We start from the raw sequence: 20864 nt of genomic DNA, 5'->3' as shown, positions 1-20864 counted from the left end.
GTAATTTCGTTGATAAGTGTAAAAATTTGCGTTGTTGAGGTAAGTGGAAATAAGAATGATATTTAGCCCTTTGGCTAAGTTTGGCGGGTTAGGAAAAAGCTGGTACTTACTTATGAGGGATGAGGAAAAGTATTAAAAATGAAGTATCAGTACAAAGACAATGGTTTATGTGAGGGTAGAAGAAACGGGTGATTTGATTCGTTCACGATTAATGATTTAGTATCGAATTGCTGATATTTATTAAGATAAAAAAATCCCTCTCAAGTGAGAGGGATTTTTGAGTAAGGACGAATGAACTATTCGACTTCTACGCCGTTTTCTTTGTATAGGCGGCGGCATGCGCGACCATCACTGTGGAACAGGTGACAACGATGAGCTGGAATACCGATCTCGATTTTATCGCCAGTGTCGACTGCAAGCGTGTCCGGCTGACGGAAAATAACGTCGGCGTCCGCGCCTTCTAGATTTAGGTATACTTGAGTTTCGTTACCTAGCTTCTCAACAATCATCACTTCACCGTGAATACTTGCATCAGCTTCAGAAGCGGATAATAGGTGCTCAGGGCGAATGCCTAAAGACATTCGGTCGCCGCGGTTAACTGTTGTACCATCCACCGGAATCCAGAAAGATACGCCGTTAGATAGTTGAACTTTGACGCGCTCTGCTTCTACTTCATCAATGAACACGCTCATGAAGTTCATTTTCGGAGAACCGATAAAGCCAGCTACAAAGCGGTTTTGTGGGTAATGGTAAAGCTCAAGCGGCTTACCAACTTGCGATACATAACCGCCGTCTAGTACAACGATTTTATCTGCCATTGTCATCGCTTCTACCTGATCGTGCGTTACGTAGATCATGGTACAACCAAGTTGGCGTTGTAGCTTAGTAATTTGTGCACGCATGTTTACACGCAGTGCCGCATCCAAGTTTGATAGTGGCTCGTCTAGAAGGAATACATTTGGCTGCGATACCAATGTTCGGCCAATCGCCACACGTTGACGCTGTCCACCAGAAAGTGCTTTTGGTTGGCGCTCAAGCAAGTGGCCTAGTTGTAGGATTTCTGCTGCTTGTTCAACACGCTTGTCGATTTCTGCTTTGTCTGCTTTTGCTAGTTTCAAGCCAAATGACATGTTGTCATATAAGTTAAGGTGCGGGTAAAGAGCGTAAGACTGGAATACCATACCAACACCACGTTTGGATGGTTCGACGTCATTCATGCGCTGGTCACCAATATACAAATCACCTGAAGTAATGTCTTCAAGACCGGCAATACAACGTAAAAGGGTAGATTTACCACAACCTGATGGACCTACGAAAACAACAAATTCACCTTCGTTGATTGTTAGGTCTACGTTCTTAGAAATCAGTACGTCGCCATACGCTTTACAAACATTTTTTAACGTGACACTCGCCATGTAGCTCGTCCTCGATCAATTTTTTATTATTCACCGCTCATCATTATATGAATTATCTAGCGAGCAGTAACAGTAGGAATCGGTAAGTTCTTGCGGTTGGTAAGAAAAGTAGGGTAGCACTTCAATAAAATGTCCTGAATAGAAGTGCTACCCATCATAGCCAAGTACGAGTTTCTCTCCCCCACATTATTCGTATTGTCTCCCCCGTGAAATAATTACCACAAACAACACTAATAATGACATTCCACTCGTCTGGCAATGCAAAACCAGCAAATCTTTTTCCTAATACGTAGGCACTGCTGGGAAAGGGTTCTTACCATCCACTCTTGGATGACTGCAGTTTCTAAGATTGTGCGTAGTGCGACATCCTCCTAATAGAAATAATTGTAGGGGGAGTAGAAAGGGAGGAGTAAAAAAGGAGGAGGAAGAAAGCAGTTGGTCGGAAATCACATTATTGCACCACCTAAAGTTGAAACCGATCACAGGAACTATCCATTTTGTGATTTGAGTCTCTTACCCTTGGCGATTTAGATCACGAAAATACGTCATAATTGTAAGGGCGTAGGGATTAGGAGGATGAGACATATTGGATTATTTCAGATGATATATGTCGAAATACGGCTGAACCTCAATGGACTAGCCCTACATCAAAAATATAAAAAGGATACGAACATGAAAAAGTTAAGCGCTGTAGCACTAGGTACTCTTGTTGCTTTGGGTTCTTTTGGTGCTAATGCTGCCATCGAAGAAGGACAACTTACTATCTGGATCAACGGTGATAAAGGCTACAACGGCCTTGCTGAAGTTGGTAAGAAATTTGAAGAAGACACAGGCATTAAAGTGACTGTGGCTCACCCAGATGGCCTTCAAGACAAATTCCCTCAAACTGCAGCGACTGGCGACGGTCCTGATATCGTATTCTGGGCTCACGACCGTTTCGGTGGTTACGCAGAAGCTGGCCTGCTAGCAGAAATTAAACCTTCTAAGAATATTCAAGAAGGTATCGTTGATTTCGCTTGGGATGCAGTACGTTACGACGGCAAATTGATCGGCTATCCAGTTGCGGTTGAGTCTCTATCTCTAATCTACAACAAAGACCTAGTTCCAAACCCACCAAAGTCTTGGGAAGAGGTTGCAGCATTAGATGCAAAACTTAAAAAAGACGGCAAGTCTGCAATCATGTGGAACCTAAAAGAACCGTACTTCACTTGGCCACTAATGGCGGCTGATGGCGGCTACGCGTTCAAATACACTTCTGAAGGTTACGATGTTAAAGACGCTGGTATCGCGAAAGAAGGCGTTAAAGACGCAATGAGCTTCGTAAAAGGCTTAGTTGATAAAGGCGTAATCTCTGCGGATATGGATTACTCCGTGTCTGAGTCTGCGTTCAACCAAGGCAAAACAGCGATGACGATTAACGGTCCATGGTCTTGGGGCAACATTGAGAAGTCAGGCGTTAACTACGGCGTGACTACGCTACCTAAGTTCCAAGGTCAATCTTCTAAGCCATTCGTTGGTGTTCTAACGGCTGGTATCAGCACTGCGTCTCCAAACAAAGACCTAGCAGTTGAGTTCATTGAGAACTACCTACTAACAAACGATGGCCTACGTATGGTTAACAACGATAAGCCTCTAGGTGCGGTAGCACTTAACTCGTTCCAACGTGAGCTTGATTCAGATACTCGTATCGCAGCAACAATGGACAATGCGATGAACGGCGAAATCATGCCAAATATCCCTCAAATGAACGCATTCTGGGGTGCGGCTAAGAACGCAATCATCAACGTAGTTGACGGTCGTCAAACTGTCGATGCAGCTCTTGCAGATGCAGAAAAACAAATGACTAAATAATTAAGTAAGACCTTTTTAAGGAGGAGGCAACTCCTCCTTACTTTTCTATATTTATTCTATATTCGCTAGCAGGTTCCCTATGCAGTCAGTTCAAGGTACAAATGCTATGACAGCACCAGAAGCCAGCCTTCCGAGCAGCAAAAAAGTGTTCATGAAATGGTCACTTTTAGGCACAGTCGGCATCATCAATGGCTACGCAACAATCCTTATGTATTCTCGCGGTGAGATTGCGTTTGCACTACTTACGCTCATTCTTACCGCTTTAGCGTTGTTCATCTTTGGTAGCAAAAAGACGTACGCACACCGTTACATCTACCCTGGTATAGCAGGGATGATCCTTTTCATTCTTTTTCCTTTGGCGTACACCATAGGTTTGGCGTTTACCAACTATAGCGCGAAGAACCAACTCTCTTTTGATCGCGCTCAGAACGTACTTTTGGACCGAACTTACCAAAGTGGTGATAGCTACCCGTTCACTTTGTATAAAACGGAGCAAGGCCATCAACTTGTGGTTGAAAAAGATGGTGAGCTACTTGCAAGCCCGACTTTTCAGCTTGATAACCTTTCAGCATCGGAGTTTGATCTTTCACCAATTGAAGAAGTAACGGGTGAAAAAGAATCAATCAAGGCGATTGTTAAGAACCGCAGTGCGTTGAGCAGTGTCGATTTACATTTGCCAAGTGGTGATGATATCCGCATGAGTGGGCTGCGCAAATTTGCTGCAGTTGTACCTTTGTACACATTACAAGAAGATGGTGAAACGCTTTACAACAACCGGACTGAAGAAACGCTACGTCCAAATATGGAAGTAGGTTACTACCAGCCTGTCGATGAAAATGGTCAATTTGTTGGTAGCACAGTGTCACCAGGTTTCGTGGTGAACATTGGTACCCACAATTTTGAGCGTGTTTGGAAAGATGATGGTATCAAAGAGCCGTTTATCAGTATCTTTATCTGGACCATTGTTTTCTCTGCGCTAACCGTATTGTTTACGCTTGTTATTGGTCTTGTCCTTGCCAGTGTGGTTCAGTGGGAAGCACTTAAAGGTCGCTCAGTTTACCGTTTGTTGCTAATCCTGCCTTATGCAGTTCCGGCGTTTATTTCTATCTTGATCTTTAAAGGTTTGTTTAACCAAAGCTTTGGTGAGATCAACATGTTGTTGGAAGGCTTATTCGGCATTAGCCCGGCTTGGTTCTCTGATCCGTTCATGGCGAAAACCATGATCTTAATTGTTAACACTTGGCTTGGTTTCCCTTACATGATGATTTTGTGTATGGGCTTACTAAAAGCGATTCCAGACGATTTATATGAAGCATCAGCAATTGATGGTGCGAACTTTGTCACGAACTTCACACGTATCACACTACCAATGATGTTGAAGCCGTTAACACCATTGTTGATCGCGAGTTTTGCATTTAACTTCAACAACTTCGTACTTATCCAGTTGTTGACTGGCGGTGGTCCAAACATGATTGGTACATCAGAGCCTGCGGGTTACACCGACCTGCTAGTAAGTTACACCTACCGAATCGCATTCGAAGGTGCTGGTGGTCAAGACTTCGGTCTAGCAAGTGCAGTAGCAACGCTTATCTTCCTATTGGTTGGCGCATTGGCACTTATCAACCTACGCGTAACTAAAGTAGCTCAGGACTAAGGAGAAATTACAATGGCAATGGTACAAGGTAAGTCATTAAAGTATCGTGTTTGGGCTACTCATATTGCAATGTGGGCATTCTTGGCACTGATTATTTTCCCTTTACTGATGATCATCGCGATTTCATTCCGTGAAGGTAACTTTGCAACGGGTAGCCTGATCCCAGACAACCCAACACTTGATCACTGGAAATTGGCATTAGGTTTCTCGGTGACTAATCCAGACGGTACAGTTACACCGCCACCATTCCCAGTAATGACATGGTTGTGGAACTCGGTAAAAGTGGGTGGTATTTCTGCAATCCTAATCGTGGCGCTATCAACCACATCGGCTTACGCGTTTGCTCGTATGAAGTTCAAAGGTAAGAACACCATTCTTAAAGCGATGATGATCTTCCAGATGTTCCCTGCGGTGTTGGCACTGGTTGCTCTGTACGCGTTGTTCGACAAACTGGGTCAGTACATTCCTTTCCTTGGTCTGAACACGCATGGCGGTCTGATCTTCGCTTACTTAGGTGGTATCGCACTGCACGTTTGGACCATTAAAGGCTACTTCGAAAGTATTGACTCGTCTCTAGAAGAAGCGGCGGCTCTTGATGGTGCTACACCATGGCAAGCATTCCGTTTGGTATTGCTGCCACTGTCTGTGCCAATCCTAGCGGTAGTCTTCATATTGTCGTTCATCATGGTAATTGGTGAAGTTCCTGTAGCGTCACTACTGCTTTCTGATGTAGACTCGTACACACTTGCAGTGGGTATGCAGCAATACCTATATCCACAAAACTACTTGTGGGGTGACTTTGCCGCAGCTGCTGTACTTTCAGCAGTGCCAATCACTGCCGTATTCTTACTTGCGCAGCGCTGGTTGGTTGGTGGTCTAACCGCTGGTGGTGTGAAAGGATAATCTCTTGTGGTCTGAGATTGATAAGAATAACTAGAAAAGGGCGACCACATGGTCGCCCTTATACTTAGCACGGATATTACAATTTTGGTTTGGCCGCCGATCAGTAATATCTTGGCTTTTATTGGCGTTACGCATAGCTGGCTGTTAGCTTAGTTCCTTACGATTCAATCACTAACAGTTTTTGTAACCATAACCTGAGTTTAGACTCAGGTTTTTTTATGCCTGTTAAAGGCAATTGTGCAATAAATAGATAGAGATTAGCGGCTTTGCAATGGATTACACAGGGCTTGAATAATGCCCTGCGTAGCACTTCACATAAATAACTAGAGCTTAGTAAAAAGCTAAATTGAGGTAGGGAAGGAAGAGATTAAAACTCTCGGCTGGAAGGTGCGCATCCAACGTATTGAAGCAGCGTGTACAAACTTTCTTGCTGCAGTGCGACGCGACGAAATAGATTAGCAAAGGTAACGTCACCGCCAAAGCAAGTTTGAATGTAATGATTAATTTCTGTTTCGTTATACCCCTCGACGTACATGGTTCTCACCCACTGGTACTCGACCGCTTTTAAATTGGTCAACGTCTCTTCACTTAAGGTCGTTTCTTTTAGTCTCAAGATCCAAACTCTATCCAACTCTAAAATAATGGATGGATTTAAGCAAAGCTAGGTGAAGGATTTATGACAGAGAAGGGCGAGCGTGAAACAAATGGCAAAACCATGATGTTGCTCCACACTCTGGGTCTAGGTAACGTTGAGGTACTTAATAGCGTTCTTAACGGATGCCAGTTACTTGAGGTATTTAACGTGTGCTTCCATTTCTTCCCCAATCTCTTTACGCATGTTCATAAGACGGATAGCGGATTGCTCTAAGGCTTTGTCTTCATCTGACTCTGGAATCCATTTCGGTACATCGGTTGGTTTTCCGTTTTCATCTACAGCAACCATGATAACGATACAGTGAGTGGTGAGTCTGTTTTTCATTTGCTTTGGATCACTAGCTTGCACGTCAATCGCAATGTGCATTGAGCTTCGTCCGGTATAAATGACTTTCGCGCTAACTTCGACTAAGTTGCCGACATGAATCGGAGCAACAAACCGAATGCCGCCAGCATATGCGGTAATGCAATATTTACCACTCCACGCTGCAGAACAGGCGTACGCTGCCAAGTCGATCCATTTCATTACGGCGCCGCCGTGCACTTTTCCGCCAAAATTTACGTCGCTGGGTTCTGCTAAAAAGCGAAGGGTAATGTCTCTTTGACCACTGCTCATCTGTCTTTCCTTGATGGGTTATTGTTTTCCCAATTTAGCAGCAAGATGAATTTTCGGGAATAGCGAATGAAACAAAATATTAACTTTTATTCGAACGCTGGAAGTGACAAGCCACAGCGTAGTTCTGTGGCTTGGGGTGTAGATGTTAATTGGCGGTAGAGGCAACCTCAGAATTGGACAATGGTTTTCTCTGTCTTACTTTTATTTGCGACAGGATAACGCCAGAGATGACTAACAACCCACCAATAATATGGTAAGCGTAAATTTTCTCACCAATTAGTGTTGAAGCAAGTATGACGGAAACCACAGGCATTAGGTTCATGAACATAGCACTTGAATCAGCACCAATTGAATCAATCGCTTTTACCCACATCAGCGGCGCGAAAATGGAAGCAGCAATACCAGCATAAGCGATTAATGGTAGCGCGTCTTGGCTTGGTAACAGTTGTTCACTAGAGAGCCAAAGTGGTGTGAGCATCAAAACAGAAAAGAAGCCCTGCATGTAAACCAGAGTCAAACTACTGAATGGCATTTTCCAGCGTTTTAGCAGAACACAATAAGCCGCGTATACCATGGCAGCAACGAGCATTAAGCTGTCACCTTGCGTTAAGTCTTGATGTAAAAAGTAAGTGATATCACCGTGACCAAGCATAAATGCCAAGCCGCCGAGCGAAATGACACCACCGACGATACTTAACATTGATATAGATTTGCCGAGCAATGGGACACTTAAAAACACACTGATCAACGGAACTAAAGAGGTGATCAGGGCCATATTAGAGGCCGTTGTTGTTAAACCGGCATAGTATCCAAGTGACTGGTTGAGAACCATACCAAGTAACGCAAGAAACGCCAACTTAGCTAAGTAAGGTCGAATAATGTGTCGTTGTTTGATGATTGCAGGCAGGCAAAATGGCGTTAGGAGTACCATTGCGACAAACCAACGGTAGAAACTCATCGCACTTGGTTCAATGGCGCTCGCAGCCATCTTGTTCACAATTGAGTTACCACCCCAAATCATAACGGTGAAAAACGGAAGTAAATAAATCATGAGAACCCTATAGCACAATTATTGATGGCGCTAGTCTGGCAGGTCTTTATAATAAAAAGTATCTCTTAAAAGACATCGTAAGCGATAGGAAGACAATTTTGAAAAAGAGCGCCAGAAATCTTCACCCCTCCTTATCAATCGATCGTGCGCCATCAGATGTGTTTATGAATTTCGAAGCGTTTCTCTCTAATACAGAAACACGAATTCATAGCCACCCTTGGGGGCAAGTGCAACTGATCAGCGGTGGGATTCTGGAGATGGATGCAGAAGACACAAGATTTCTAGCACCTCCACATCTTGCTATTTGGGTTCCCGCCGGAGTTCGTCACACTAGCTACAACCGTAAGCCAATCGAATATTGTTCTTTGAACATTGCCCCTGAATTGACGGCGCATTTTCCAACCAAAACCAGTTTAATCAAAGTCACCCCCATCGTTTCTGCCATCATTGAGGACTTTCGTCAGCGTGACATTAACGTCGCGCAGAGCGATGAAGACAAACGCTTGGTGCGAGTGTTGTTGGATCAACTGGCGAAACAAGAAGTGGAACATCACTTTTTACCGACAACCGACAACAAATATCTTCAGCCAATCTTAAAAGCAGTAGAAGAATCGCCAACCGATGAAATTAGTTTGGCGGAGTGGGCGGCAAAAGTGCATACTACAGAACGCACGTTAGCGAGACATTGCCAGAGTGAATTAGGAATGAGCTTTACTGAGTGGCGCTTACGTGTGCGATATTTACATTCTATGGAGTTGCTGCGTAAAGGGCAGACCGTAAAAGAAGTCGCTCTGACGTTAGGTTATAACCAAGCCAGCCCTTTTATCGCGATGTTCAAGAAATACTCCGGCATGACACCGGAGCAATACAAGAATCGATTGTTATAGCTGAGCGATTATGTAATTCAAACCACCCACCACGGCTGCAACCTGTGCATCGTTACATTCTTCGTCGGTCACTGTTGGGCTGTCTGGGTACACTTCCGTTGTCGTGCCGTAAACGCAATTTGTTACGCCGCCACACAGGCCCAGTTTTACCATTGGGTAGTTGATAACGCCAAACTGTACGACGGGTGAACCAATGATTTCGCCGTTTTCATCTGCTGGTGCAATGTGAGTCACTTTTGCAACTGACTCAATGACCGCTTTTTGGAAGTCAGGCTGAGGGTTTTCACTATCTCCCACCGTGTAAAAGCCATCTGGGATCATACCTTCAATGTACTCAATACCATCACGAGCAGCTAAGGCTGGACGGAACTCAGTTTCGTCAGAATCTGTCGTTTCATGTAGATCAATGTGCATTAACACATCGCCTAAAGTTGCAACGAGCTTTATGAGGTTAGCGGACTCTTCGGCAGGGCTATACTTATAGAAAGAGCGGTTTGGATCAATCGCGTTTGGATTCCAGCGGTTGATCACCTCGTAACCCCAAGGGCTTACGCAGGGTGCAACGACAATATTGAAATGCTCTGCATAGCGCTCTGCTTCTGTTTCTACAAACTTTAATGCGCCATGTACACCGCTGGTTTCGTAACCGTGCACGCCGCCTGTGACCAACACAACAGGCTTAGTTGAATCCCAATTGCGTGTTTTGATACAAAACAGAGGGAAGCGTGCCTCGTTGTATGAGAGCGCACCATATTGTTCAACATCAAAACGCTCGCGTAGGGCATCGATTTTACTGACGACTTCATCTTGGTAGCTACGTTTTACTTCTTGCGTTGCTAACCAAGCTTTACGTTCTTCTTCGTTCCAAGGTTGGCCAGGAGTACCGATCGGGTAAATGTATCCACTTTTCATCTATACTTTTTCTTTTGACTGCTGAAAGGTATCACAAGACTAGACCTGTCTTATCTTTACGGCAATATAAAACACCATTTGGGGTGGTATTCTTTGCAAAATCATCACTTTGATGAGTTATTCATTGGTGTTACATTTTGTTACTTACTCAATTTCATATAAGAGACAAAAAATGGCTGGAGCAAGTTTACTCACACTGTTGGACGATATTGCCACGGTGCTTGATGATGTCGCCTTAATGTCAAAAATGGCGGCAAAGAAAACCGCAGGTGTGTTGGGAGATGATCTAGCGTTAAACGCTCAACAAGTGTCTGGTGTTGCATCTGAGCGAGAGATTCCAGTGGTTTGGGCGGTTGCAAAAGGCTCATTCAAAAATAAATTGATTTTAGTTCCTTCAGCTTTACTTATTAGCGCGATTATTCCATGGCTTATCATGCCATTATTGCTAATTGGCGGCTTATTTCTCTGCTTTGAAGGGGCAGAGAAAGTACTTGAGAAAGTGTTTCCTCACTCGCATCCGCACGAAGAAGAAGATGAGCTAGTTAATACTGGCGAGTCGATAGAAGAGTATGAAAAGCGTAAAGTTTCTGGTGCGATTCGGACAGACTTTATCCTTTCAGCAGAAATCATCGTGATTGCGTTAGGTACCGTGACAGGAGCCAGTCTTGTTACGCAAATTTTAGTTGTCAGTTTAATTGCAGTGATTATGACGGTTGGAGTTTATGGACTAGTCGCTGGGATTGTGAAGCTAGATGATTTAGGCCTTTACCTTGAAAGTCGCTCAAACGGTAAAGGTTGGGTGGCGAAAGTCGGAGGGGCCTTGGTCGCTTTTGCACCAAAGTTGATGAAGTTGTTAACCATTGTAGGAACTGCTGCGATGTTTTTGGTGGGTGGAGGAATTGTGGTGCACAACGTGCCAGCCATTCATCACTTTGTAGAGCCGATTATTATGAACTTTAGTGGTCATTCGGTTGCTACAGCCATTTTGCCTATTTTACTGAACGGTATTATCGGCTTTGTGGCGGGGTTGGTTGTGGTTGCGGTATGGACGATGGTTGAAAAGCTTCGTGGTCAATAATCACATCTAAAACATGAGACGATAATAACAAGGGTCATGACTTCTTTTTACAAAAAGCATGACCCTGTTTTATGGGTGAAACGTCAGTAAAGTACTTACTTCACTTTCCACTCGATCTGTTCATTTGCTCGAATAGGCACAACGATATCATTGCCAAATGGCATCGTTTCTGGCACATCCCAAGCGGATTTTTCTAACGTTACTGTATCTGTGTTACGTGCAATGCCGTAAAAATCAGGACCGTTGAAGCTTGCGAAAGCTTCCAAGTTTTCCAACTTGCCTTCTTTTTCGAAGACTTCTGCATAAAGCTCTATCGCTGCGTGTGCAGTGTAAGAACCAGCACAACCGCAAGCCGATTCTTTTGCCCCTTTCGCATGTGGCGCTGAGTCTGTACCTAGGAAAAACTTCTTGCTACCACTAGTTGCTGCTTCGATCAGCGCTTGCTGGTGGGTTCCGCGCTTAAGAATTGGCAAACAGTAGAAATGAGGTTTAATACCACCCACAAGCATGTGGTTACGGTTGAAAAGAAGATGGTGGGCAGTGATGGTAGCCGCTACGTTGTCTGAGGCGTTGTTAACGAAGTTTGCTGCGTCGGCGGTGGTGATATGTTCTAGAACGATTTTAAGATTAGGGAAGTCATTGACGATAGGAGCGAGGACAGTATCAAGGAATTCTTTCTCTCGGTCGAAGATATCAACATCGTGATGTGTTACTTCCCCATGAACCAAAAGTAACATTCCTACTTCTTCCATCGTTTCGAGAACGTGGTAAATGTTCTTCGCATTGGTCACACCGGAATCTGAGTTTGTGGTAGCGCCTGCAGGATAGAGCTTGGCAGCAACAATGTGTTCGGTTGCTTTAGCCTTACGTATTTCGTCTGGTGTCGTGTTATCTGTAAGGTAAAGCGCCATTAAAGGCTCAAACTGTTCGCCATGTTGCTCTTTGAGAATTCGGTCACGGTAGGCTAGGGCGAGCTCAGTTGTAGTAACAGGTGGGACGGTATTTGGCATAATCAGCGCACGGCCATTGTAGCGGCTGATGTCGCGAACGGTGTCTTTAAGAACTTCCCCATCGCGTAAGTGAACGTGCCAGTCGTCAGGACGAGTGATAGTCAGTGTTGTCATTAATTGCTCCCACCATTGAAAAGTTGTCTGATTGGAGCCTAAGCGCCGTATTTGCTTTTGAGCAAACGCTTGCGCTTAGGCGACAGGATGATAGAGGAATTGCCCTCATATTTCATCCCATTTTTCAATTTTATAAAGAGTGAGAGTGTAAGTGGTTACTTCATTGTTAACCAAAGCGCGTGGATCGTACCTGGTAGAAAGAAGAAACACGTCAATATTAGATTAATCAAAAAGTCTTTATTTAGACCTTTCTCCATAAACACCGCGACAGGCGGAAGAAAGATACATAACAAAATCAGAACCAGTTTTCTTGTATCCATAATTAAGCTCCAAATCGATAAATGGGAGTAGTGATAACTTGGGTGAATTATGTGTGTCGTATCACACTTTATCAAACGGTATTTGGTCAGAACGGTGTTAAAAAACGCGAATGTTGAGTGTAGTAAATACTTGTCACTAAAACCAAATTTATAAGAATATGGTTTCGAGAAAGTTGCGATGGATGAAGAGGCAGTAGACTCTGCAACTTAATGTGATTTGAGTATACAATACCGCAACAAATAAAAAACACCCGTAGGAAGAAGGCCATGTCGCAACCCGTTTTATCCCAAATTAATGTTTTTCCGGTTAAGTCAGTTGGCGGATTATCGCTGTCGTCCGTATGGGTTGAGAAGCAAGGATTGAGCTTCGATCGTCGCTTTATGATTGCGAAAGCTGATGGCTCGATGATCACTGCGCGAAAGTATCCGCAAATGGTAACCATTAAGTCTGCCTTATTGTCCGATGGAGTGGTGTTTAGTAGTTTGGGTATGGAGCCACTTAAAATCCGTTACCAAGATTTCAAAATGCAGGAGACACCTGCAACGGTTTGGAAAGATACGTTTACTGCCTATACCACGACAGATGATGCAGATGACTGGTTTAGTCGTGTGTTGGGGCAGCGCGTTGAGTTGTTGTTTAGTGGTGAGCAATCGAATCGTGTCCGTGAAAAGCTAGGTCAAAACGTCAGTTTTGCTGATGGTTATCCGGTTTTAGTGATCAGCCAAGCTTCACTTGATGAGCTGAACCGAAGAAGTTCAGAGCTACACTCAATGGATCAGTTTCGTACTAACTTAGTTGTCTCTGATACTAAGCCATTTGAAGAAGATTCATGGAAGCGCATACGAATCGGTGAGGTAGAGTTTGAGTCTCTCAAACCTTGCGAGCGCTGTATCCTGACTACGGTGAATACCCAAAGAGGCACATTCCGTGAGAGCAAAGAGCCGCTCAAAACTTTGCAACAGTTCCGTGCAAACGATGTCGGTGGTGTGTTCTTTGGCCAGAATCTTGTCGCGCGAAATGAAGGCATTATTCGTCAAGGCGATAAAGTTGAAGTATTGGAGTACAAAGAGCCGGAGTTTTACGCAGATAACTCGCCAGTGCGCATGAAGCTTACATGTGTTGAGCGTGAAGAAATTGCCCAAGACTTTGTGACCTTATGGTTAGAGCCAAACAAAGGTTCGTTGCCTAATTACTTGCCAGGACAACACCTGCCAATAGAGGTGAATATTGATGGTAAGAAAGTGGGTCGACGCTATACCTTGTCATCCAGTCCTTCTCGCCCGGGTCGTTATGCTATTTCTGTAAAGCGTATCGCGGGTGGAAGAGTCTCTAACTCACTCTTAGACAACTTACAAGTCGGTGATGTTTTAGAGGCAGAACAACCTGACGGTCAGTTCCACCTTAAAACGCATGAAGCGCAGCCTCTGTTGTTACTCTCTGCGGGTAGTGGAGTAACACCAATGTTATCAATGGTGCGTTACTTAGCGGATCACAATCAGTTGGATAACGTGGTTTTCTACCATCAATGTCGCACCGAGAATGATATTCCTTGTCGCTCAGAGTTGGAGCAGTTAAAGCGTGAGCACCCAGCGCTAGAAGTAAAAGTCTGTTTAACGCAACCTGCTGTTGATTGGTTTGGTTTGAAAGGGCGTTTAAGTTTGTCACACATTAAGCAAATCAAAGATGTTGAACAGCGCCAAGTGTTTGTGTGTGGTCCTGATGGTTTTATGGAGAAAGCGAAAAATCTCCTGCTAAGAAAAGGGCTGCCAGAAGAAAACTACCATCAAGAAGCGTTTGGCGTATCTTCAGTCACTTCAAGACCAGAGAAGAGCATAGCGATCGATTTCAATGGGACGAAAGTTGTAGGGAATAATCAGAAAACGTTGTTAGATCAGCTTGAAGACGCAGGGAAGGTTGTTAGCAATAGCTGTCGTGCTGGCTTATGCGGCGCGTGTAAGGTTCAGCTTACGTCGGGTCAAGTACATCATCCGGACGTGCCTGCGTTGACAGATGAGGAACGTGCAATGGGAACCGTATTGGCGTGTTGTGCTGTGCCAGAGACGGACGTAACAGTAACCAACTAGGCGAGAGCAATTTTGTCCTTCGACAAAAACTGTTCCTAGACAAAAAAACGCTGCTATTTTTAGCAGCGTTTTGAGTTTTAAAGAGAGCTGAAAATATCGCTTAGTCGTAAATCGTCGGGATTGGCTGGCGTTTGTGCTGCGTTGCTTTGTAAATCGCTACCAGACGGTCACTCACTTGCTGTGGAACGGGTTTGCCCTCTAAGAAATCGTCGATTTGCTCGTAAGTTAAGCTTAGGGCATCTTCATCTGCTTTTTGTGGAGCAAGCTCTTCTAAGTCTGCTGTTGGCACTTTCTTCACTAGTTGCTCAGGTGCACCCAATGTAGCAGCCACTTCACGAACTTGGCGTTTACTTAATCCGAACAAAGGTGCCATGTCACAAGCGCCATCACCAAATTTAGTGTAGAAACCAGTGATGTTTTCTGCTGAGTGATCAGTACCAAGAACAAGGCCGCCTACGTAGCCCGCGATCTCGTATTGAGCAACCATGCGAGCACGCGCTTTTACATTGCCTTTTACGAAGTCGACTTTTGCTGCATCAGTTGGTAGAAGATCTGTGCCTTCTAATGCAACGTGAGAAGCCGAATGAAGCCCGTCAACACCTGCTTTGATGTTCACCGATACAGAATGGGTTGGCTGGATAAAAGACAGAGCGAGCTGAGCCTCATCTTCATCTTTTTGCTCCCCATAAGGCAGGCGAACTGCGATAAATTGGTAGCTATTGTTGCCCGCTTCTTCGTTCAGCTGGTCTACAGCCAACTGAGCTAAACGACCACATGTCGTTGAGTCAACGCCACCGCTGATGCCAAGAACAAGAGACTTACAGCCCGCTTCTTGCAATTTACGCTTAATAAAAGCGACACGGCGTTCAATTTCAAAATGCGGATCAATTGAAGGGAGTACGCGCATTTCGTCACGGATGGATTGTTCCATTTAGGGTTCCTTTTCCTGCAAATATTTCAGACTCTAAAGCACATTTGCTCAAATGGTGATAAACCATACAGTTGAGGCTCATTAAACGCGACTTTAGGGTCAAAAGCTGTAAAGATTAGTAGTATCATACCGAAATCATCAGATTAGAAAACTCTCTTCAACCAGGTAATCACCGGATATGAAAAAAATCGCCATTTTTGGTAGTGCATTTAACCCACCTAGTTTAGGGCATAAAAGTGTTATTGAGTCTTTGAGCCACTTTGATCTTGTGTTACTTGAGCCAAGCATTGCACACGCTTGGGGCAAGAACATGCTTGATTACCCAACTCGGTGCGAAATGGTTGACGCGTTCATCAAGGATATGGGGCTTTCTAATGTTCAGCGTTCTGATGCAGAGCAAGCTTTATACCAACCTGGACAAAGTGTGACGACCTGTGCGTTGTTAGAAAAAATTCAAGAAATCTACCCAACTGCCGATATAACTTTTGTCATTGGTCCTGATAATTTCTTCAAATTTGCTAAATTTAGTAGAGCTGAAGAGATTACGGAACGTTGGACTGTTATGGCATGTCCTGAAAAAGTAAAAGTCAGAAGCACAGATATTCGCAAAGCATTGGCCGAGGGTGAAGAGATCGGCGCCTATACAACACCTTCCGTACGTGATTTATTACTTAGTAAAGGCTTATACAGAGAAACATTGTCTGGGAACTGAGAGGTCAGATTTTCATGGTCAGAGTCGTTTTATTTAGTGCATGTGCGCTGCTTGTGGTGACACAAGCTCATTCCGCGTGTAACTATTTTTCTGATCGTTCCGTGGTGTTTGAAGATAACACGCTTCCAATCTGTGAAGAAATTTTAGATTCCATCGGCGTGTTAAGTACTGAAGCATTGATTTGGTATGCAGCGGAAGCGAAGCTTGAAGGACCAACAGAAAACTATTGGGAGGAGTGGGCGATTAAGCCGGAAGACACCCCACTTCTAACTCAAAACTTAGAAAAGAATTACTTTGGTCTTGGTTTTTGGATGCCGGAAGAACTTCGAGACGAAGAGAGTAAAATGGATACAGAAGAGTGGCTTCGTAGTCACGGGTTGATGTTCAGCGTTGGTTTTGGGGATAAATCCGACGGACAGCCAAGAATGCGGTTTGATTATCGTTGGCACGAATATTATGACGCTGACTGGATGATGCAGATAGAAGTACCTTTCTAGACATCTCAAGCAAATGAAAAAAGGGCGTACATTATCAATGTACGCCCTTTTTGCTTTTACTTGAATCTCTACTTTCTGTATCCGTAACTCTACGTAATGCTGAAAACGTAGCTTGTTAAAGAGCAAGTTATAGCGCTTCTCCAAAGACTAAAAAGCAAAGCTGTTCATATTCTTCGGTGTTACCAGCAAAAAGAGAGTCAACAATTTGCTCTTCCTTCTTCCCCGACAGTTTCATTTTTCTTGCTTCACGTAGTGTTAGTACCAAGCAAAGCTCTTTAGAAATATTCATGTCACAGCCAGGAGTCCATTGATTGATGGTTCTCGTTAACGTTGAGTGCGCTAGTTTAGGAGACAGCGTCAATACTTCATGTCTTACTACTGTCAGTAGATCGGTTTGCAGATCCGAGCGTTCGGCAGTTGTTGCTAGCTTCTCGACGAGCGCTTTTAGTAGCGGTGAAGGCTTCACAAAGCCCGCTTGTTGTGAGAAGTCGTCATTTAAACGCACAGAAAAATCACAACGATATACACGAGAATTAGGTAAAAAGGTGAGGGAGCTCAAACATCCTTGAGGAATCCAAAAATATTGGCCTGGTTCAATGGCATACTCCTGCTTACCCAATTTAATGACGGCTAACCCTTCGATGACAGATAGTAGACTGTGCTTCAGTGCTTTTTTACGCGCAGCTACATCAAGAAAGGGGTATTTAGCGTCGTGAAATTCAATTGCGTAGTTCATTATGAGTACCAGTGTTTTTTGGCGCTAAGGGTAACGTTAAACCCATACGATTCCAACCGGCTGAGAGAATTTTTTAGCATGATAAATGGTGGCTTAACTGGTATGACCATGTTAAAAGTATGGGTTGAAATGCTGCTTGTCAGCAAAACTATGCGTAAAATGTGCCAGCTTTTTTTGATATGTAATGAACAATGACAGCCAATACCGATCCTTATATTGAAATTCGTCCTTACAACGACGAAGAAATTCCAGCAGCGCTGGATCGTCTAATCCAAGATGATGAATTTATCACTGCTATCCTAGAACATCGCTTTGCTAATAAAGCAGCATGGTTCAAAACGCTAATGAGCCCGATCCTGCGCATCTACCTGAAAGCCAAGTGGAGCAAGCTTGATTCTGTCGAAGCAATTCAGATTGAAGTGAAGAAGTATCTGAAAGATACATTGAATAAGACAACGGATGGCGTCACTTTTTCTGGTTTGGATAAGCTGGATAAAAACACGTCATACCTATTCGTTTCTAACCACCGTGATATTGCGATGGACCCTGCGCTCGTAAATTATGGCTTGTACCAAAGTGGGCACCGTACAGTTCGTATAGCGATTGGCGATAACCTGCTGAAGAAGCCATGTGCGACAGAATTGATGCGACTCAATAAGAGCTTCATCGTTAAGCGCTCTGCTAAAGCGCCTAGAGAAATGATGAAAGCATTGGGGCAACTGTCAAGCTATATCAAACATTCGCTTGATACTGGCAATTCAATTTGGATTGCCCAAAAGGAAGGCCGTGCTAAAGATGGAAACGACTTTACTGATCCTGCGATTTTAAAAATGTTCCATGTTGAAGGTCGTAAACAAAAGATCAGCTTTGGTGAGTACACGCGTTCTCTGAAAATCGTTCCTGTCTCGATTGCCTATGAAAATGATCCATGTGACATTGCCAAAGCAAAAGAGCTGTACGAAAAAGCAGAAAATGGCCGCTATGAAAAAGGCGAATTTGAAGATATTGAAAGCATCATTCAAGGTATCGTTGGCTATAAAGGCCGTGTACATGTTGCGTTTGGTGATGTGATTGAGCAAGAGTTTGAAACGCCGGAATCTCTTGCTGGTGAAATCGACCGCCAAATTCACAACAACTACAAGTTGTACCCAATCAACTTGTTAGCTGCTGGGCATGAAGATTCGAGCATCATTACGGAAGCGGTTAAGCGTCATCTCGCGGATAAGTTGGATCAGCTACCTGAAGGCGCAAGACCTTATTTGGTGGCGAGCTATGCCAATCCTGTGAATAACCAAGAGTAACTTTCGTCACTGAACTCTGTTGATTCAGAATGCCTTAAAGCCTCGGTCTGCCGGGGCTTTTGTTTATCTGCTCTTTAAGGTGCGACGGCGCCACCAAGGGTTAAATTGCTAGGCCATTTGGTGATCCTGTTACCACCTAAATAGATATTCCCTTTCACCGTCATTGTGTCTGGAAATACTTTCAGCGCTGATCCTCCAATATAAAGATTACCATCAACCACCAATCCTTCAGGAAGTTCAGAAATGGGAGTGCGAATAACACTTAGATCACCTTTTACTCGAAGTTTAGCTGGAAGCGCTTTTAACGGTGTATCTGTCAGATTTAGGTAACCGCCTAGTTTGATGCCTTTAGGCCAGTTTTCGATCTTACTACCTAGTAGGTTTGCATAGCCTTTTATCTTTGTTCCTGAGCGAATAACTTTGAGTGCGCTGTTAGTTGCTTCCAGACTGCCTTCAACATCAAGCCCTTTAGGCAAGGTTTTGATAGGGGTTTGTGAGATGTTTAAGTTGCCCTTTACCACTAGGCCAGAGGGTAGTTGGGTGTAAGGCTTGTTTCTAAGATCAAGATTGCCGTAATTATCGATGTGACCAAACTTAGAATAGTAATCTAGCTCATATGCCAAAGGAGACGAGCAGAGCAGGATTGAAGTAAGGCATAGGGAAACAAAACGCATAGTCAAAGAGTTAGTTAAATACCGAGATCAACAGGTGCTTATCTTATACTTAAATAAACCTATTATGCATTTTTTGCTCACAGTTTTTGATTCATAACTTAAATATTCAAATTAGAGATACACGTTAAAAGTGTGCGCTTCTTTACTGAGCTAAGTAACTTCAAGCTTACTAAAATGAGATAAATTAAATGATTGAATGTGAAGCAGACCCAAGTGTAGAGGTGAGAAAAATATCAGTAGATATTTGAATAATATGAGATTCTTCCAAGAACTTCACAAGGGTCCTTGTTAGTATTATTGAGGTTTGAGGGAGATTTTCATGAAGTTAAAAAGTGTATCTATTTTTACCGCTGGTGTTTTTGCAGTACTGCTGTCGGGTTCCGTTTTTGCTAAATCATACAGTACACCAGAAAACAAAGCGCTAATAGTTGCTGACGGTAAGGTAGGTCAGCGTATCTGTTACTACGATGATAAAGCCTACACCACAGGGGCCGTGATTAATGTTGAAGGCGTATTACTGATGTGTACCGCTGAGAACGATTTTGAAACCAATGGCTCGTTAAAGTGGGTCGTGTTCAAAAAAGATAAATAAACGCGCCGAAGTTGTCTGTTTCATTTAGAGCGGTTTAAGATTAAGAGATTGGAAAAATAAAAAGCGAGCATCATGCTCGCTTTTTTCATTAACGCGCGAGTGAGCGAGTTTTTAATTCAAAGATAAGTTTTTCAGCACTTACTTCAAATTTGAATCGAGCCGTCGCTTGGTTCGATTCTTCGGTTATTTCTGAAACATTGTATTCAACATCAGCACATACTGATTTAGCGAGCTCGATGTATTTTTGTAGTTCAGACTCTAGCTCTGTTTTTGTCTGTGCGAAAACCGTTACGTCGGCAACTTCGTCACCTTCTTTGATGATAAAGCCTATCTCGCCAGCACAGCCGCAGGCCTCACATACTTGGTTTTTTTCTAATTCGACACTCATAACGAATCCTCTTGTAAATACTAAGGGTATTCTATCAGGTATTTGATCTGTATCTACAAAAATGACGACTTTTGCGTAAAAAAGGAACAGAGTAGGCACTTGTTAAGTAAGGGTTAAAGATTGGATTACTAAATCATCAAGAACGTTAATGTGATATATATCAACATTTAAAATCAATTAACGAACATAGTGACGAGATTTTGCTCAGTCCAGTTGAACTAATGGTTAATTTATAAGACTATTTCTTGATTGATTATTTTTAATAATTATCATTCTTGGTCTTTGAATAGTTTCGATGAATAATTGGCGCAAGGTTTTGATGAGACTAACTTTTCGCCTTATTTTGAGTAGCATGTATTGACAAAAACATAACTGAAAATTACACATTACGCAGTGTAAAGACGTTATGGTTTGGAACTCGACATGATATTAAATAGTCGCAATACATATACCCAAAGCGCTTTCAAGTGCAGTGCTTAGCAA

21 protein-coding genes are annotated in these 20864 nt (G+C 43.5%); 10 read left to right on the top strand and 11 right to left on the bottom strand.

All coding sequences use genetic code 11. The features are described 5' to 3' along the window. Positions 1–296: 296 nt before the first annotated feature. A complete protein-coding gene (gene malK, locus MTF70_RS04320; RefSeq protein ID WP_005375271.1) occupies positions 297–1415 on the bottom strand; it encodes a maltose/maltodextrin ABC transporter ATP-binding protein MalK in 1119 nt (372 codons plus the stop codon). 672 nt (positions 1416–2087) lie between these two features. Here malK and malE point away from each other — a divergent pair. The 3 genes from malE (at position 2088) to malG (ending at position 5823) form a co-directional block, all read left to right on the top strand. Beyond that, positions 2088–3266 carry a maltose/maltodextrin ABC transporter substrate-binding protein MalE gene (gene malE / locus MTF70_RS04315; protein WP_005375272.1) on the top strand — a complete coding sequence of 393 codons (1179 nt, stop codon included), beginning with the start codon at positions 2088–2090 and terminating at the stop codon, positions 3264–3266. 79 nt (positions 3267–3345) lie between these two features. Next, on the top strand, positions 3346–4920 hold the full coding sequence (gene malF, locus MTF70_RS04310; RefSeq protein ID WP_005375273.1) for a maltose ABC transporter permease MalF: 1575 nt from the start codon (positions 3346–3348) through the stop codon (positions 4918–4920). Between the two features lie 12 nt (positions 4921–4932). Next, a complete protein-coding gene (gene malG, locus MTF70_RS04305) occupies positions 4933–5823 on the top strand; it encodes a maltose ABC transporter permease MalG (RefSeq protein ID WP_005375275.1) in 891 nt (296 codons plus the stop codon). Between the two features lie 367 nt (positions 5824–6190). Here malG and MTF70_RS04300 read toward each other — a convergent pair whose 3' ends face one another. From MTF70_RS04300 to MTF70_RS04290, 3 genes are all read right to left on the bottom strand, one after another. Then, entirely contained in the window at positions 6191–6436 is a 246-nt protein-coding gene (locus MTF70_RS04300) for a hypothetical protein (protein WP_005375277.1), read from the bottom strand. A gap of 171 nt (positions 6437–6607) precedes the next feature. Then, positions 6608–7093, bottom strand: coding sequence for an acyl-CoA thioesterase (locus tag MTF70_RS04295; protein WP_005375279.1), 486 nt, complete (start codon positions 7091–7093; stop codon positions 6608–6610). A 145-nt stretch (positions 7094–7238) separates the two neighbouring features. Further along, complete coding sequence (locus MTF70_RS04290; protein ID WP_017635281.1) at positions 7239–8144, bottom strand: DMT family transporter; 906 nt, start codon at positions 8142–8144, stop codon at positions 7239–7241. Positions 8145–8242: 98 nt separating this feature from the next. On the opposite strand from MTF70_RS04290, the gene MTF70_RS04285 reads away from it, so the two are divergent. Beyond that, a complete protein-coding gene (locus tag MTF70_RS04285) occupies positions 8243–9031 on the top strand; it encodes a helix-turn-helix transcriptional regulator (protein ID WP_025768515.1) in 789 nt (262 codons plus the stop codon). Here the strand turns inward: MTF70_RS04285 and MTF70_RS04280 are convergent. Then, on the bottom strand, positions 9026–9943 hold the full coding sequence (locus MTF70_RS04280) for a M14 family metallocarboxypeptidase (protein ID WP_054728741.1): 918 nt from the start codon (positions 9941–9943) through the stop codon (positions 9026–9028). The two genes, MTF70_RS04285 and MTF70_RS04280, sit on opposite strands and share 6 nt — an antisense overlap. 172 nt (positions 9944–10115) lie before the next feature. Here MTF70_RS04280 and MTF70_RS04275 point away from each other — a divergent pair, with 172 nt between their 5' ends. Continuing rightward, positions 10116–11021: a DUF808 domain-containing protein gene (locus MTF70_RS04275; protein ID WP_025768513.1), complete on the top strand. Its 906-nt coding sequence runs from the start codon at positions 10116–10118 to the stop codon at positions 11019–11021. Between the two features lie 95 nt (positions 11022–11116). On the opposite strand, the gene pyrC is transcribed toward MTF70_RS04275, so the two are convergent. Together pyrC and MTF70_RS04265 are read right to left on the bottom strand one after the other, a co-directional pair. Further along, the gene (gene pyrC, locus MTF70_RS04270) at positions 11117–12145 is read right to left on the bottom strand and encodes a dihydroorotase (RefSeq protein ID WP_205461276.1); all 1029 of its coding nucleotides are present in this window, start codon (positions 12143–12145) and stop codon (positions 11117–11119) included. Positions 12146–12300: 155 nt separating this feature from the next. Further along, complete coding sequence (locus tag MTF70_RS04265) at positions 12301–12465, bottom strand: YqaE/Pmp3 family membrane protein (RefSeq protein WP_005375297.1); 165 nt, start codon at positions 12463–12465, stop codon at positions 12301–12303. Positions 12466–12732: 267 nt separating this feature from the next. Here MTF70_RS04265 and MTF70_RS04260 point away from each other — a divergent pair, with 267 nt between their 5' ends. After that, the gene (locus tag MTF70_RS04260) at positions 12733–14550 is read left to right on the top strand and encodes a hybrid-cluster NAD(P)-dependent oxidoreductase (RefSeq protein WP_065275434.1); all 1818 of its coding nucleotides are present in this window, start codon (positions 12733–12735) and stop codon (positions 14548–14550) included. A 100-nt stretch (positions 14551–14650) separates the two neighbouring features. Here the strand turns inward: MTF70_RS04260 and nadE are convergent, their stop codons facing one another. Next, positions 14651–15481, bottom strand: coding sequence for an ammonia-dependent NAD(+) synthetase (gene nadE, locus MTF70_RS04255; protein ID WP_005375299.1), 831 nt, complete (start codon positions 15479–15481; stop codon positions 14651–14653). A gap of 178 nt (positions 15482–15659) precedes the next feature. Here nadE and MTF70_RS04250 point away from each other — a divergent pair, with 178 nt between their 5' ends. Further along, complete coding sequence (locus tag MTF70_RS04250; RefSeq protein ID WP_205461278.1) at positions 15660–16193, top strand: nicotinate-nicotinamide nucleotide adenylyltransferase; 534 nt, start codon at positions 15660–15662, stop codon at positions 16191–16193. Between the two features lie 14 nt (positions 16194–16207). Further along, positions 16208–16690 carry a hypothetical protein gene (locus tag MTF70_RS04245; protein ID WP_017635276.1) on the top strand — a complete coding sequence of 161 codons (483 nt, stop codon included), beginning with the start codon at positions 16208–16210 and terminating at the stop codon, positions 16688–16690. 127 nt (positions 16691–16817) lie between these two features. Here MTF70_RS04245 and MTF70_RS04240 read toward each other — a convergent pair whose 3' ends face one another. After that, a complete protein-coding gene (locus MTF70_RS04240) occupies positions 16818–17426 on the bottom strand; it encodes a hypothetical protein (RefSeq protein WP_005375302.1) in 609 nt (202 codons plus the stop codon). 191 nt (positions 17427–17617) lie between these two features. Here MTF70_RS04240 and MTF70_RS04235 point away from each other — a divergent pair, with 191 nt between their 5' ends. Beyond that, a complete protein-coding gene (locus MTF70_RS04235) occupies positions 17618–18727 on the top strand; it encodes a 1-acyl-sn-glycerol-3-phosphate acyltransferase (protein WP_005385027.1) in 1110 nt (369 codons plus the stop codon). A 74-nt stretch (positions 18728–18801) separates the two neighbouring features. Here MTF70_RS04235 and MTF70_RS04230 read toward each other — a convergent pair whose 3' ends face one another. Beyond that, positions 18802–19401, bottom strand: coding sequence for a hypothetical protein (locus tag MTF70_RS04230; RefSeq protein ID WP_017821237.1), 600 nt, complete (start codon positions 19399–19401; stop codon positions 18802–18804). 319 nt (positions 19402–19720) lie between these two features. Between MTF70_RS04230 and MTF70_RS04225 the strand changes: the two genes are divergently transcribed. After that, complete coding sequence (locus MTF70_RS04225) at positions 19721–19993, top strand: YnjH family protein (protein ID WP_005375306.1); 273 nt, start codon at positions 19721–19723, stop codon at positions 19991–19993. Positions 19994–20081: 88 nt separating this feature from the next. Here MTF70_RS04225 and MTF70_RS04220 read toward each other — a convergent pair whose 3' ends face one another. Then, the gene (locus MTF70_RS04220) at positions 20082–20381 is read right to left on the bottom strand and encodes a YfcZ/YiiS family protein (protein WP_005375307.1); all 300 of its coding nucleotides are present in this window, start codon (positions 20379–20381) and stop codon (positions 20082–20084) included. Positions 20382–20864: the final 483 nt, after the last annotated feature.

It is taken from the genome of Vibrio sp. 2CM40D (genome assembly GCF_023161825.1).
Taxonomy (GTDB): Bacteria; Pseudomonadota; Gammaproteobacteria; order Enterobacterales; family Vibrionaceae; genus Vibrio; species Vibrio alginolyticus.
This window is presented reverse-complemented; position numbering and strand designations above follow the sequence as displayed.